Origin of the sequence: Boudabousia tangfeifanii (assembly GCF_001856685.1) — a bacterium.
Classification (GTDB): domain Bacteria; phylum Actinomycetota; class Actinomycetes; order Actinomycetales; family Actinomycetaceae; genus Boudabousia; species Boudabousia tangfeifanii.
This window is the reverse complement of the sequence record NZ_CP017812.1, coordinates 352,689-366,580: the sequence shown is the minus strand read 5'-3', so window position 1 is coordinate 366,580 and position 13,892 is coordinate 352,689. Positions and strand designations below refer to the sequence as shown.

At 51.3% G+C, this 13,892-nt stretch carries 7 protein-coding genes and 3 tRNA genes; 3 read left to right on the top strand and 7 right to left on the bottom strand.

Annotation, left to right across the window (positions count from 1 at the left end; all coding sequences use genetic code 11):
* Positions 1-84: 84 nt before the first annotated feature.
* The 4 genes from BK816_RS01415 to BK816_RS01400 all read right to left on the bottom strand — a co-directional run bounded on the left by BK816_RS01415 (position 85) and on the right by BK816_RS01400 (position 8,688).
* Positions 85-1,383: a class C sortase gene (locus BK816_RS01415; RefSeq protein ID WP_071163582.1), complete on the bottom strand. Its 1,299-nt coding sequence runs from the start codon at positions 1,381-1,383 to the stop codon at positions 85-87.
* Positions 1,384-1,511: 128 nt separating this feature from the next.
* Positions 1,512-3,251, bottom strand: a complete 1,740-nt coding sequence (locus tag BK816_RS01410) for a SpaH/EbpB family LPXTG-anchored major pilin (RefSeq protein WP_071163581.1) — start codon at positions 3,249-3,251, stop codon at positions 1,512-1,514.
* Positions 3,252-3,291: 40 nt separating this feature from the next.
* Positions 3,292-8,280: a SpaA isopeptide-forming pilin-related protein gene (locus BK816_RS01405; RefSeq protein WP_156981966.1), complete on the bottom strand. Its 4,989-nt coding sequence runs from the start codon at positions 8,278-8,280 to the stop codon at positions 3,292-3,294.
* Between the two features lie 335 nt (positions 8,281-8,615).
* Positions 8,616-8,688 (bottom strand) — tRNA-Arg (locus tag BK816_RS01400).
* Between the two features lie 205 nt (positions 8,689-8,893).
* On the opposite strand from BK816_RS01400, the gene BK816_RS01395 reads away from it, so the two are divergent.
* Both BK816_RS01395 and BK816_RS01390 read left to right on the top strand, forming a co-directional pair.
* Positions 8,894-8,981, top strand: a tRNA-Ser gene (locus BK816_RS01395).
* A 194-nt stretch (positions 8,982-9,175) separates the two neighbouring features.
* Entirely contained in the window at positions 9,176-9,655 is a 480-nt protein-coding gene (locus BK816_RS01390; RefSeq protein WP_071163579.1) for a hypothetical protein, read from the top strand.
* A gap of 84 nt (positions 9,656-9,739) precedes the next feature.
* Here BK816_RS01390 and BK816_RS01385 read toward each other — a convergent pair.
* The 3 genes from BK816_RS01385 to serS all read right to left on the bottom strand — a co-directional run bounded on the left by BK816_RS01385 (position 9,740) and on the right by serS (position 12,376).
* Positions 9,740-9,828: transfer RNA gene (locus tag BK816_RS01385), tRNA-Ser, on the bottom strand.
* Positions 9,829-10,086: 258 nt separating this feature from the next.
* Positions 10,087-11,082, bottom strand: coding sequence for an HAD family hydrolase (locus BK816_RS01380; RefSeq protein ID WP_083378974.1), 996 nt, complete (start codon positions 11,080-11,082; stop codon positions 10,087-10,089).
* Between the two features lie 19 nt (positions 11,083-11,101).
* Entirely contained in the window at positions 11,102-12,376 is a 1,275-nt protein-coding gene (gene serS / locus BK816_RS01375; protein WP_071164873.1) for a serine--tRNA ligase, read from the bottom strand.
* 107 nt (positions 12,377-12,483) lie between these two features.
* Here serS and BK816_RS01370 point away from each other — a divergent pair, with 107 nt between their 5' ends.
* A complete protein-coding gene (locus BK816_RS01370; protein ID WP_071163578.1) occupies positions 12,484-13,635 on the top strand; it encodes a diacylglycerol/lipid kinase family protein in 1,152 nt (383 codons plus the stop codon).
* Positions 13,636-13,892 lie beyond the last annotated feature (257 nt).

The following is a 13,892-nucleotide window of genomic DNA, read 5'->3' as shown; positions in this document are numbered from 1 at the left end:
GCTCTACCCTTAAAGCGCAAACGTGTTTGGCTACAAAATGGCTTTGGTTGCGAGTTGTGAGCGGCGGCTTGGTTTAGGGTCGAGTTAGTTTTGGCCGTTGCCGCGTTGTGCCCGAAGTTCACGTCGCGAGGGGTATTTCCGCTTGGGAGTTTCCGCTGCTTGTTCTGGGGCATGGCTTGTCTGTTCGTCGCTTACAGGGGCCTTTTCGTCATTATTTGGAGCTCCTACTTCTTGGCTTTCTTTGCCGAGGACGGATTTCCGGTTTGGCGCCTGTTCGGAGGTTGCGGTCTCTGTTTCTGACGGTTGTTGGTTTTCGCCCTCGGTATTTTCTGCGCGGGGCGATGACAAGGCGTTTTGAGTAGCGTTTTCTGGCTGGTCTACTGGTGCTGACGCGCCAGTAGTTGAACCGGCTTGGGCGTTAGCTGTCGCTTCTGGGGCTGCGTCTGGCAGTGCTAGGGAGTTTGGGGGTGCTACTGGGGGCTTTGGCTGCTCGTCATCTTTTTTGCGTTTTTTCTTGGGTGGGATGAAGAGCAGTGAGAGTAAGAAGACGCTGATGACGATAGGTAGGATCATCCAGTTTTGCCAGATTTGGTAGACGGGCTGGCTGTTGACTTTTTCTTCTTCTTTGGGGTCGAGTGGGGCTCGTTCGGCGTGGACGAGTAGTCGGTGGGTGTTGATGCCGTAGGGGGTGCAGGTGATGAGGGTGACGAGGTCTTTTCCGGGCTCCATGTTGAGTGACTTGGTGTTGGTTGGGAGCACGGTTTCGGTGTTTCGAACGTCGTATTTGAGGGTTTGTCCGCCGACGTGCAGGTAGATGGGGTCACCTACTTTGAGCTTGGGCAGGTTGTCGAACATGGTGGCTGAGCCGAGGCCGGAGTGGGCGGTGATGATGGAGTGGGTGTTGTTGCCGCCGATTGGTAGGGCTGAGCCGAAGAGGTGCCCGGCGCCGCGGTTGAGGGCGTCGTCGAAGGTGCCGTGGTAGATGGGTAGGTTGACGTTGATTTCGGGGATGTCTACGGAGCCGATGATGCCGTCAAAGTTTAGGTATTTTAGGTAGTCTCGGTAGAGTTTGGTGTTTGGTGCAACTCTTTGTAGGAAGGGGTCGAGGATGGGCCCGGATACGAGTTGTTTGTTGTATTCGTGGGCGTCTTCGATGAGTTTTTTCCGTTGGTCGTCATTGAACTCGTGGATGGTTGCTTCGCGTACTTTTTCGGACGCTTGCATTTGGGAGTAGTTGATGATGAGGGTGGCGATTACGGGGTAGGCCATGATGGCGACACCGCCGAGGACGCAGAGGACGCCTAGCAGGTGAATCCAGTTGCGCTTTTTATCATTTGGGGTTGGCGCATTGGATTTTGGTGCTTTGGTGGTTCTGGTTGCCATGTATTCCTCGGTGTTTTGGAAGAGTTGTTCATAGTTTAGCGGGGTAGGAAACTATTGTCCCCTACCCCGCTATGGTTCTTACGAACCTAAACCTCTATGTTCAATTCTCAAATGTGGGCTGGGCTATTTCAGTCCTGTGCCTTGCGACGACGACCGACTAGGATCAATGCGCCACCGCCAGCTAGGGCTGCACCAGCTAGGCCTAGGGTGAGTAGGCCGTTAGCACCGGTTAGAGGCAACTGGAAACCAGCGTTGTGCTTAACGTTAGGAACGTCAAGTACTCGAATTTCGCCAGCCTGGTTCAACTGGACCTTGATTGGTTCAGTTAGAAGTTCGTATCCTGCTGGGGACTTGGTTTCGTACAAGCAGTAAGTCTGTCCCTGAACGTTATTGTTCGTTTCGTCAGCGTTGTTGGCAAAATTGTTAACGTGCAAACCAGCAATATCGACAAGGCCGTTATCGCCGGTAGTCCATTCGCTCTGATCATTAACTGTCAAGAAGGTAGGTTCTGGAGTTGCTTCCTGACCTTCGCCCTTTACTGGACAATATGCAAGTTTAAAGGTTGCCCCCTCAAGCTTACCTTCTGGGCTATTTGCTTCAAACTTGTTAATTTGAATGGATGCTAGGCGGGTTACTACTGGATCCGATGCCGGTGCTGGGTACTTTACACCGTTGTCCTTTTCGGCAGGTGTTAGTTCCTTTACAGGCTTATTGGTGTCAGGATCTGGGAGTAGATCCATGTTATCGCTGTATTCCGAAGAAGGTGCCAAGTATGCCTTGTTCTTGATCTCACCAGCAACCTTACCGCTTGCTTCGTCAGCCACAGGAACCGACTTCAAAGTTGGGGTAATAACAGTCTGTACCTTGTAGGTGTTTGGAAGCTGGGCAGCTTTACCCAACTTGGCTAGACCTGCAGGGGTGAACTCAACTTTGACATCGCTACCGACGACTACAACGTTATAATCACCACCGACGAGTTTGAATTCATCATCAGGATCCGAAAGTTCAGCAGCGCCTGGGGCATTAACCTTTTTCAATGCCACAGTAACATCTTCTGAGGTAACGGAAACATGTGTGCTTAGCTTATCCATAACAACATACTTGGATAGAGCCTTGCCCTTAGGGGAAGCAACAGGAACATCGGTGTTAAGGGTATAGGTTACCTTATCTCCAACATTCTTGTTTGCGTCGTTTACGCTCTTCTTAACCTCAACAATTGAGTTCTTTGGGTAAACGTGAACGTCATAGTTCCAAGTCTTGTTGTTTGCCTCGCTGTCGGATGCTTTCTGGTGAGTCATTGGGAGAGTCACCAAGAATGGCTTGGAGGAAACGATGGTTGCTTTAGCATCATCAACAGTTGCATCGGCAGTGTTAGTTTCCTTGACGAGGTACAAGCCAAGCTTCTTATCAGCAAAGGTCACGATACCGTTTTCAGTTGACTTGGCATCAGTTGCGCCTAACGACAAACCATCAGCCTTTAGAGCTTCAGCGGTTAGAGCGGCTTCGCCTTGTTCTGCAAATTTCTTTGAAAGAGCCTGAGCCTTCTGCCAGCCTTCGTTGGTTTTAAGGTCGATACCATCAATCTTCTGAATGGTGAACTCCACACCGGAAACTGGCTTATTAGTTGGTGCTGGGTTCAGTTGTTCACCAGCGGAATTTTCAGCTGCTTCTGGCTGTAGGTGCTTGTGAACGGTCAAGGATGCAGTGTCCTGATCGATCTGTGGGTAATCAGGGGCAGCTTCCACTGCGGATACAACACCTGCGGCTGGGGCTACTGCTGCGTTAGCGGTTGCGCCTAGGCCAAGGGTGGCGATGCTCAGGATGGCGGCTGCGGCGCAGACGTTCCTGAAGTTGTTGGTGCGTTTCATTATTTTTCCTCCAATAGGGTTTGAGTTGAACATAGAAGGTTCAGTTTTGTGTTGCATACTTGCGTCGCAACACTACGGCAGCACCCAGAAGGATGGTGCCGAAAGCTAGTGAGTAGATCACGCCGCGGCCGCCCGACGCTGGTAGCGTCGCCTGGTCCACGTCTTTAACCGTGATGTCGCCGAATGGAATGTCGTTTTCTACACCCTTCGACCCGATAATAAAGTCGGATTTACCATCGCCGAATTCGATTTCGCCATGGTAGTTCATCTTGAATCGAACTGGCTGAGCAAGTAGTTCGTGGCCAGCTGGTGATTTGGTTTCAGCTAACCAATACCACTTGTTTACACCCAGATTACGCCACTGGAAGTCAGCAGAATCAATTTCGGTCTTACCATCTTCGCCCACGGGCTGGCCATCTTCAGGAGTCGGTACCCCTTCCTCATGGCGCGATTTGAATAGATCACCAACGTTCCCATCATTGTCGTTGAAGACACTGAAACGAGCGCCGGGTAGTGCTTTGTTATCGTAGTTAACCTTATGTACCTTAAGGTCGACTACCACGACTAGACCGTAATCATTTGCAGTATTGACTTCTTGAACTACTAGACCATTAACTACTGCTGGCGGCTTGTTCTGGATAACGATGTCATTAATGACAAGTTTGTCCTTGCCAAGACCTGCCTGAAGTACCTTATTGCGTGGGTTCTTCAAGGTGATTTCGGTCTTGTAAGTTCCCTTAGCGACGTTGTCGAAAGCGTAGTACCCATCCTTGTCAGTGTAGGTAATGCGCTTAAGTCGGCCGACAGGATTTCCTTGGTAATCGCGAATGAGCACAGGAGTACCATCAGGTCCAGGTTCTGTCATTGGGACACAATCTGAATCTGGATCGACACTACCATCAGCGTTCAAAGTCGGGGTACATGCTTCGCCAAGAACCGGTGAGCCGTCCTCGTATAGCAAAGCTACCTTGTAACCTTCTGCTGGCGGATCGTCAGGTTCGATTGTGGCGCTCTGTGCGAGGTCCCAATAGACCTTACCTTCAATCTTGGCAGCGTATACCTTTGCCTTAATGATTGATGGGTTCGGGATTGGAGCCTGTGCTGGTGCACGATCAGTCATGTGCACCGAAGAGACACCGAAGTCATTGTCATACTGATCAGTACGCAAGTTAGCCCAAGTCTTGAACTTCAGGTTAATCGTGTACGCAGCTTCCTCGTAAACGTGTGGAATATCCACGCGAATAGCGGTGATGTGCTTAGCGCCAGGCTTGCCTTGCTGATCAATCACCTCTTGGGTTAGAGGCTGCCAGATATCCGCCGGGCTTGGCTTGGTATCAAGCGGAATTCGCTTGGCACGTGCTGTACAGAACTTCATGTCTTCTGCATCCGCGTTAGTCGGACACATTGAAACAGTATTCGGGTCCTGCGTGGTGTAGTAGAAGACAGGCATATCTTCCGCCGGAATATCCTTCACCTTTGTGGGATCAAGTTCTTGATCCTTCGGCGGGCTCTTGGCCACGATGGTTTGCGGCAGCTCACGCAACCAGTATTCACCATGGTAATCGGTAGAACGCCATTTGACGCCCTCGCCCTTGTCACCGTTATAAGGGAACACATCGATAAACTGAGTCTTACCGAACGGAGCAGCAGTCGCGTTCATCAGGGTCAACTGTTGCGAGAAACCATCATCAATCGGGTTCAACTGGTTCGAGATCGATTTCTTTGTGGACAAAACCGCAACGTTCGGAACAGTAATCGACTGAATGTTAACGCTAGGGTTGCCAACATTGTATGAGTCTTCTTGAGGAAGCAGGGCAGTTTGTTCTGGACTGGTAAGTTCGCCAGTCGCAGGGTTCACGAACTGCTTCATGCCAGTTACCGCAATCGTATTGTAAATATCAAACTTCATGCGCGGTGATGCCCACGGCGGGGTCTTCACTGGAATCTTGATACGGTTATTCCAGTTCTGGAAAGTTGCCGCAGTTCTTGACGCATTTGCTTCACCCCAGCGAGGAGTGAAGAAAGGATCCTTAGAGGGATCACCGGTGGTATTCGGCTGATCTGACAATGTATAAAGTCGCTCAAGGTAATAACTTGGATCAGGACCACAGTTCTTTGGATCTGAATAGTCTGCTTCACCGTGGAGTTCCATACCTGGCTGAAGTTTCTCAGTATCAACCGTCAAGCATCGAGATGGGTAATAACGAAGAATTACCTGGTTAGGATTGCCCTCATTGTCCTCAGAGTTCACGACCAACGGCACACCATTTTCAATGATGATGCGCGGAACGTTGTACATCGTGACTTCACTTTCACTGACGTTATCAGCCATCACTTGGTTAGCTGTCGCACCAGCGTCAACTGTTACCTTAGCGGTGGGCTGGAGGATGAAATCCTTACGTGCCGGGGACCAGACGTCTCTGCGCATGATTTCATCTTTTTGAGTATCTGGATTCCATTCCGCACGAGTCACTTCGTTAGCTACCCGCAAGTAGTTAGTAGTGATGTAGAAGGTCTTACCTTCAATGTACTCATAACCGACGGTGCTAGGATCAACCACCTGAGGCACTGGGTTTCCCGGGTAGTAGATACGAACTTGACCATCTTCGTGAACTACCTTTGGTGAATTCTTAGAAACCCAAATCGGGTCACCAGTGGTAGCACGGTATGTGAATTCAGTGGTACGAAGCTGAGCAGGTACACCCGGAAGTTTAATCATGAAACCAGAAACATTCTGCATGCCACCAAAAGCACTGGCTGGCGCAATATTAACGTTTTCAGTCTTATCTTCAGGATCTGAAGGGTCGCGCTTAGCGTAAATTAACTTCCACTGACTCAAATCCGAACAATCGGGATTACCGTTATTCGTGACGTCTTTATCCGTTACATAGATTTTGGCGAATGGGAAGACCGAGGGGATACCAGGAGCACTGGTATTATGACCAACTTGGACAAAGTTATCCCAGTCTGAGCCTGAGTATACGAACTTCTGACTCTTAGGTTTCCAAGAAACACAAACACTTGGGTTATTTTCGCCTTCTAGCGACGAAGCCCAAACATGGACGAAGGAATCAGAAATTGGCGCACGGTTCTGGTACTTAGGTGGATCGTAAGCACCTGGCACAAACTCCCAGAAGTTCTTTCTACTTCGCGGATCAACACCACGAACAGATTCATCATCTTTATCCGAAGGGGCACAACCAGTATTCTTCGGGTCAGTATCATCACCTGGTTTACAACGACGCAAATCAACAGTTTGAACTGCACAGTTATTGTTCGGCGCCCCACTACTTGCCCTCAATGGACGGCTCGCTGCGTCAACAGAAGCGACTGAGGTATTAAAGCTACAGGCCTGACCAGTACCAGGATCGACCTCGTTATTTCCTAGCCCATTTACACCGTCAAGTGCAGGAATATTGCTGGGTTCACCGAAGATATTCTTAACTACCGTAAAGTTACCTTCCGAATCCACCACATCCAAACGAGTGCTCAGCGGCACTGGAGCAGTTTTGTCAAGATTACGAGTAGGCACGTAAATCTTGAAAGGTACACGCTGGTAACCACCGTTGCCTTTGCCATATCGGCCTTCAACATACGGATTACCGTCAGCATCCACCTTAGCCGGTTCAAGTTCTCCGCCATCGTAGCTAACTAGTACTTGATCAGCAGGGAACAAACGAAGACCATCTTGGTCGGTGGGAATCTCCAAGGTGTAACGTGTGATCTCGTCTTCAGAAACCTGATACACCATGCCTTGATCGTTATATCCACCCTGAGGAACCTTGGCCTGCGAAGTATTCCAAGTGTGAGTTAAGTTCGAGTAGGCCTGAACACCAATGTACTGCCGCTTGTTAATTGTAATCGGGTTCGGGTCACTAGTGATGTTGTAAGGAGTCTGATCAAGACGCGTAGTTGTCAAAACGTGAAGATCGTGGTCTGCAGTAGCTGCAGGCACAGGTTCGTGTACCACGGGTTCTGGAGTAGGAGCGCCTGGTTCTGGGGTAGCGGAAGCTACCTCACTGACGTTCTCAGCGCGAAGCTTCAAACGGAACACACCACGTGGGTTACCAGCGGCAAGAGATGAACGACGCGGTTCCACAGTAGCAATATCTAGATAGAACTTAGCCGACTGGTTGTTATTAGCCGAAGCGGTAATAATCAACTTTCCATTGTCACCAACTGTCATCGACACACCAGAAATATTTGCTTGGTTTGCCGTAATAGTTGGAAGACGACGAGTCACACCTGAGTCATCAGGATCCATGATCTCCCAGAAAGGATCAAGTTCAATCTTGATCGGATTCGCTTTGGTTTTCGGGTTAACTTCAATGCGGTAACGAGCTGGGCCACCAGCACAAACGTTGTGGTCGGTAGTAGTGTTATCACCGATAGGATAACCATTAGCGCTGTTAATAACACAGCGTCCACGACCATCTTGTCCAATACCTGCCGATTCTTGGACTAGCTTGAAAGTCAAAAGTGAGGGACCGTTACGAACCAATACAGGTTCACCAGGAGCTCCATCTGGAACGGGAGCTGGTGCATCGTCGAGAGCACGACGCACACGACGTTTAGGCTGCTCAGGAGTAGCAACAAGTGGAGCTACAGTTGTTTCTGGAGTTACCGCTTGGGGAGCCTCAACCGTAGCAATGTCATTCTTCTCTAGAGGACCCTTAGGGGAAGGAACAGGAGTAGGGCTTGCTTCTGGAGTCTTAAGATCTACAGTGATTTCTTTTTCTGAAGGACGACCTTGATCAGCCTGATCTAAAGGTAGAGGCTCATTAGTAACAGCTGCAGGTTCGGCTGCAATGCCGATCGGCCCGACACCCTTCGGCGCTTCCTTACTCAAATCAAGCTTAGGAACCACAGTAGACTCGGGAGTTTCCGATGCCGAAACCACGTTTGTATTGTCGGCTATCTGATTTTCAGCCGTAGCGTTTGTCAACACAGGGACTGCTACCCCAGCTGACACCAACATGGCAACTAAACCGACACCAACACGTTTCAGCATTGTTCCTTTAACGGACATGCATCCTCCTCGAGCCTAAGCTCTTAACTTTCAAAACAGTCCTACAAAACTAGAAAAGTTCCACAGACAACTATTTCCATTCTCCCATGCGCAAGAAATAATTGCGCTGGCCAACAGTGGGACATCCATAACAGGTATGCATCACGCTATGCATAATTGACACACTCTTTCACGTTTCAACAATTGTGAAACAAACCAATCTGTACGATTGTACTATTAAACGATATCAAGCTTTAATGCTGATATCGAAAGTTAAAATCTCACACACCAACGCAGAGCGACGATAAAATAAAAAACCCTCAGCCAGGACTTTCGTCAACCAACTGAGGGAGTTGCGCGCTCGAAGGGACTCGAACCCCCAACCTTCTGATCCGTAGTCAGATGCTCTATCCATTGAGCTACGAGCGCTTGTTGTTTTCAACGAATGAAACTATACCTATTTCATCTCGCCAACACAATTTGAAAGTCAGTAACCTTCGACACATAAACAATTTTACGCATAAATAAACAGAACTAACGGGTCACACTTAATGGAAAAAGTGATTTCAAGATTTCTCATTGAAAGCTGCGGCTAAATAGTTTATCCTTTAGGGGCACGTTTATCGCGCATCTTGGAGAGTTGTCCGAGCGGCCGAAGGAGACGGTCTTGAAAACCGTTGTACGGCAACCCCGTACCAAGGGTTCAAATCCCTTACTCTCCGCTGATAAAACCCCGTATTTTCATTGAAGATACGGGGTTTTCACTTTCATTTGACCATTATCTTCCACTTCTACATGGCTTAAAACCAAATTTACTCTGGACTTTATTTGGCAATTAGACCTAGTTTTCAGCATATTTTGGTCAAGCTCCTATGATTCCAAAACTCACCTCTAACTATTGGAATACAATTAGGACATGAGAAACAAGATCATCGCTGGTTCCCTGATTGCCCTGCTAACCGCTCCATTACTATTTGCAAAACGGCGCAAACCGGCAACAAAATTCGGTTCAAGCACTAATTTTGGCCGCGACGTCAGAGCCCAATTGGACTTCACCAACTACTCCCCAAGTGCTAATGCTCAAAATAACTATAAGAATGATGGTCAAGCACTGCTTTACACTCTAAAGCTAACCAATCTCTCCAATGATCGAATCTCGTTCCACCCGTACCTGATTGCTTGGGAAATCGCATCGGAGCACAAACTTTCCTACACGGACGACCAGCTCATCGACCTCGACCAGCAAATCCCAAACCAAGCACCCCAAAACTGGGAGCCAGGAAGCACCATCACCCTAAAAGCTGCTTTCCGCGTCAAGAATCCTCAAGCTCAAACCGTCCGGATCTTCTGGAAGGGAAATCTATCGGTCGAAGAAGCGGTTTACTCGAATCGTTAAACTAACAAAGGCTGCGGAGAGTAAGGGATTTGAACCCTGTACGTCAAAAACCCCGCCATTCCAACGGAACAGCGGGGTTGTGGGCGGAGACGATGGGATTTGAACCCATGAGGGACCTTTCAGCCCCTACTCCCTTAGCAGGGGAGCGCCTTCGGCCGCTCGGCCACGTCTCCATGCTGATATCAGCACTGGTAAAGAATACACGGTAGAAAAAGTCTTGACAATTCCAACGCCAAAATCAGGACCGATAATCGTCTCAGCAACGCCAGTAGGTATTGTTTGTAAAGGCGTTCCAAGGATTAGTCCCTCAAGCTTCAACAGGATGCCTTATTTCTCCTTACGAGAGCTCTAATCTTGCATTTCCGCCAAACTCCAGATCCTGCCCGCACAGCCTTCCGTGCACATGCTGACGGCGCTTACCGCCGCAAGCTTTACGGGATTTGGTAGTGCTCCGCGAGCGCAGCCAATACAGCGGCTACCCCGTCGTCGCTGGCCGAGGACGTGTGTGCGTCTGCCGCCGCCAACAGGTCCTTTGGACCGTCGGCCATCGCCACCCCGAAATGCGCCCAGGAAATCATTTCCAAATCGTTCAGACCATCCCCAAAAGCAATAGTGCCATTATCAGGAATTCCTAGGCATTGGGCTAGCTCGGTCAAACCGGTTCCCTTATTGACACCAGCAGGGGCCACATCCAGCCACGCTGTCCAGCCCACAAAAGCGTTCACATCTTGCAACTGGGCATTGAGAACATGCTCAGCAAAATCTGGGACACCCATCCCGGGCATACGCGCCACGAGGCGAACCGCCCGATCCGGTAGCTTCTCCCCCGCCTCTAACAGTCGCTTTGGGGCGGTGATTTCTCCAGCTGGAAACGATCCTGTCACCACAAATTCGCCCGTTTCAATCTCCGCTGCAAACAGAACCTCGGGCATTTCTCGCCGCAAGGCAGCAGCCACCGGGTTCGGATCGAACACGTGCGAGGCCAATACCTTCCAAGGTCGCCCCTGCGCCACCTGGGGCTGCTGTGAAGGCACATGCGATTGCACCACCACTGCCCCATTCGAGCAAACTGCCGGCTGGCCCAACAAACCCAGCAAAGACTGCACTGGAAGTACCCCAAACGGGCCACGCCCAGACGCCAAAACCAGACTCACGCCCTCGGCCAGCAAACGCGCAACCAATGCCACCAAACGAGGCGAGACAGTCGAATCAGGGCGCAAAGCAGTGCCATCAATATCCATGGCAATCAGCAGCTCGGCCGGGTTCAACGGCAAATCAGCAGGAAGCTGACCGCGAGCCAAACGCACCATCTGGTCAAAATCAGAACTGACCAACAGGTCGTCACGAAGAGTCTGGCCGGCTGGTTTCGTCACCGGTTGCTGCCACGCACCAGGATTATTCTCGGGGTGGGTAGAGTCCAAAGCCATAAACGCTAAGGGTTAAAGCTCAGCCCTGTGGGTGCAAAACTTCCTTACCACCAAGGTAAGGACGCAAACCAGTTGGCACCACCACGGAACCGTCAGCCTGCTGGTGGTTTTCCAAAATAGCAACCAGCCAGCGGGTAGTAGCCAAAGTACCGTTCAAGGTGGCCACAATCTGGTTCTTGCCATCAGCACCCGGCTGGCGAACCGACAAGCGGCGAGCCTGGAAAGTGGTGCAGTTCGAGGTCGAAGTAACTTCCATCCAACGCTGCTGGGTCGGCAACCAAGCCTCACAGTCGAACTTGCGGGCAGCGGACGAACCGAGGTCGCCAGCGGCGGTATCAATCACGCGGTACGGCAATTCCACCTTGGCCAGCATTTCTTCTTCCCAAGCGAGGAAACGCTCGTGCTCGGCGGCGGCATCTGCCGGGTCGCAGTAGCTAAACATTTCCAGCTTATTGAACTGGTGGACGCGGATAATGCCGCGGGTGTCGCGACCGGCTGCACCGGCTTCACGACGGTAGCAGGTAGACCAGCCAGCGTAACGCTTCGGGCCATCACTCAAGTCAATAATTTCATCCTTGTGGTAGCCAGCGAGGGCGACCTCGGAAGTGCCGGTCAAGTACAAGTCATCTGCCGGCAAGTAGTAGATTTCGTCGGCGTGAGCACCCAAGAAGCCGGTACCACCCATGATTTCAGGTGTTACCAAAGTGGGGGTGACCATCGGGGTGAAGCCCGCGGCCTCGGCCTGATCCAATGCGCAAGTCAAAAGCGCCAATTCGAGACGGGCACCCACCCCAGTGAGGTAGTAGAACCGGGAACCCGAAACCTTCGCGCCACGCTTCATATCGATCGCGCGCAAACCTTCGGCCAACTCCAAGTGATCCTTAGGTTCGAAACCCTCGGCCTCGAAGTCACGAACAGCTGGACCCTCATGGCGCAAAACTACATAGTCTTCTTCGCCACCAGTTGGGGCGCCCTCGATAATGTTAGGCATCTGGAACAAGAGTTCGTCCAGCTTGGCTGCGGCCTCACTCGCATGAGCCTCAGCGGCCTTCACCTCAGCGGCGAGTTCCTTCGCCTGAGCCAAAATCTGGGGGCGTTCTTCCTTAGAGGCCTTCCCCACCGACTTCGACACAGTTTTCTGCTGGGCACGCAAGTCTTCAAATTTGCCGAGGGAATCGCGACGATCCTGGTCAGCGGCAATGATTTGGTCAACGAGGGCGGGGTCTGCGCCACGAGCAATCTGGCTGTCACGACCCACCTGGGGATTATCTCTGAGGAAACGCAAGTCAATCATGCGAAAAGCATACAACAATCACCGCCATTTTCGCTGACAGTGCCTAGAAAAAGTGGACAAATGTACTCGATCGAGCAATTTTAGGCCGTTTGGTTTACAGTTCAATTATGGATTGGTTTCAACTTGTACTCTGGATTTTAGTTCTCGCCTCCCTCGGGGTCGTCATTTTTCTTGGCACCTGGGGAGTTGACCACGCCGGCAAGCTCGGGCACATTCTAGACACCGTCAGCCCTGAAGAACACCACGCTGACGGCAGCCCAGTCGAATCCGCCTACGTCATCTTTAATCCAGTCAAGATCGAAGACCAAGACCTATTCGAACGCACCTGTCGGGAAAGCGCCCGCCACGGCGGCTACCACCAGGTCAAATTCATTGCCACCACCGAAGAAGATCCCGGCACCAAACAGGCCAAGCAGGCGCTGGCCGAGGGCGCCAAGAGAATCGTGGCAGCAGGTGGTGACGGCACCATCCGCATGGTGGCTGGAGCCATCGCCAACAGTGGCATCCCCATGGGTTTGATTCCACTAGGGACCGGCAACCTGTACGCCCGCAACCTCGAACTTCCCACCGATGACCTCAAGAAGGCCATCGAAATTGCTTTCACCACCGAGCCACAGTCCATGGACTTGGCGTGGATTCGAACCAACCAGGACGACCTCGGCAAAGAGAACAGCACCGAGATTCCCCCACACTCGGAAGTGGAACTAGGTAGTGAACAACCATTCCTAGTGATTGCTGGGCTCGGTTTCGACGGTGCCATGATGGCCGACACGAACGACACTCTCAAGGACAAGATTGGTTGGGGCGCGTATGTGGCCGCGGGAATCAAGAACGCTTTCGGAAAACGACTCCACGTTCACATTCAGCGCGATGACGCCGAAAAATGGTCCGACCTGAAGGTCCGAACCCTACTCATTGCCAACTGTGGTGGCCTACCCGGCATGATTCTCATCCCAGACGCCAAACCAAACGACTCCAAGCTAGACATTGCCGCCCTCGACGTAAAACGTGGCGTTTTCGGTTGGGCTTCGCTCGGCACCAAACTCTTCGCCCGCAATATTGGTATTGACCTTAAAGATCACCAGTTTGACGCCGGCTCAATCACCTACCGTCAAGCCAAGAAAGTTCGCGTCGCCACCGAATCCCCACAGCAAGTACAGATCGACGGCGACCCAGCCGGCACTGCCACCGTGATCGAGGTCGAGATCGACGCGAAAGCACTCCTAGTGGCAGCGCCCCAAAAATCAGAAGAGCAGTAACCCCTTCAGTAGCCTGGCCGTGCCCGTCGCCAAGCGGCATGGCATTATCAAAAGGCCAGGCAAGATCAAAAGGCATGGCAACATCAATCGGGATGGCAAGATCCTGTCACGAATGGTAGCAACCCGTGACCTGGGGTTCGGGCTTCCCCCAATCTAAGACGACTAAACCGGTCGGATCTCGCAAGTTTGCGGATCCGACCGGTTTAGTTTGTTGCTATTGATGCGCGGCCAGCAGCATCTAGTCAGTGGCACCAGCC

What these genes read in the sequence shown, in the direction of transcription:
- BK816_RS01380 (WP_083378974.1), bottom strand. Translation starts at nt 11,082, where the DNA reads ATGGCTTTGGACTCTACCCACCCCGAGAATAATCCTGGTGCGTGGCAG.
- BK816_RS01410 (WP_071163581.1), bottom strand. Translation starts at nt 3,251, where the DNA reads ATGAAACGCACCAACAACTTCAGGAACGTCTGCGCCGCAGCCGCCATC.
- BK816_RS01390 (WP_071163579.1), top strand. Translation starts at nt 9,176, where the DNA reads ATGAGAAACAAGATCATCGCTGGTTCCCTGATTGCCCTGCTAACCGCT.
- serS (WP_071164873.1), bottom strand. Translation starts at nt 12,376, where the DNA reads ATGATTGACTTGCGTTTCCTCAGAGATAATCCCCAGGTGGGTCGTGAC.
- BK816_RS01415 (WP_071163582.1), bottom strand. Translation starts at nt 1,383, where the DNA reads ATGGCAACCAGAACCACCAAAGCACCAAAATCCAATGCGCCAACCCCA.
- BK816_RS01370 (WP_071163578.1), top strand. Translation starts at nt 12,484, where the DNA reads ATGGATTGGTTTCAACTTGTACTCTGGATTTTAGTTCTCGCCTCCCTC.
- BK816_RS01405 (WP_156981966.1), bottom strand. Translation starts at nt 8,280, where the DNA reads ATGTCCGTTAAAGGAACAATGCTGAAACGTGTTGGTGTCGGTTTAGTT.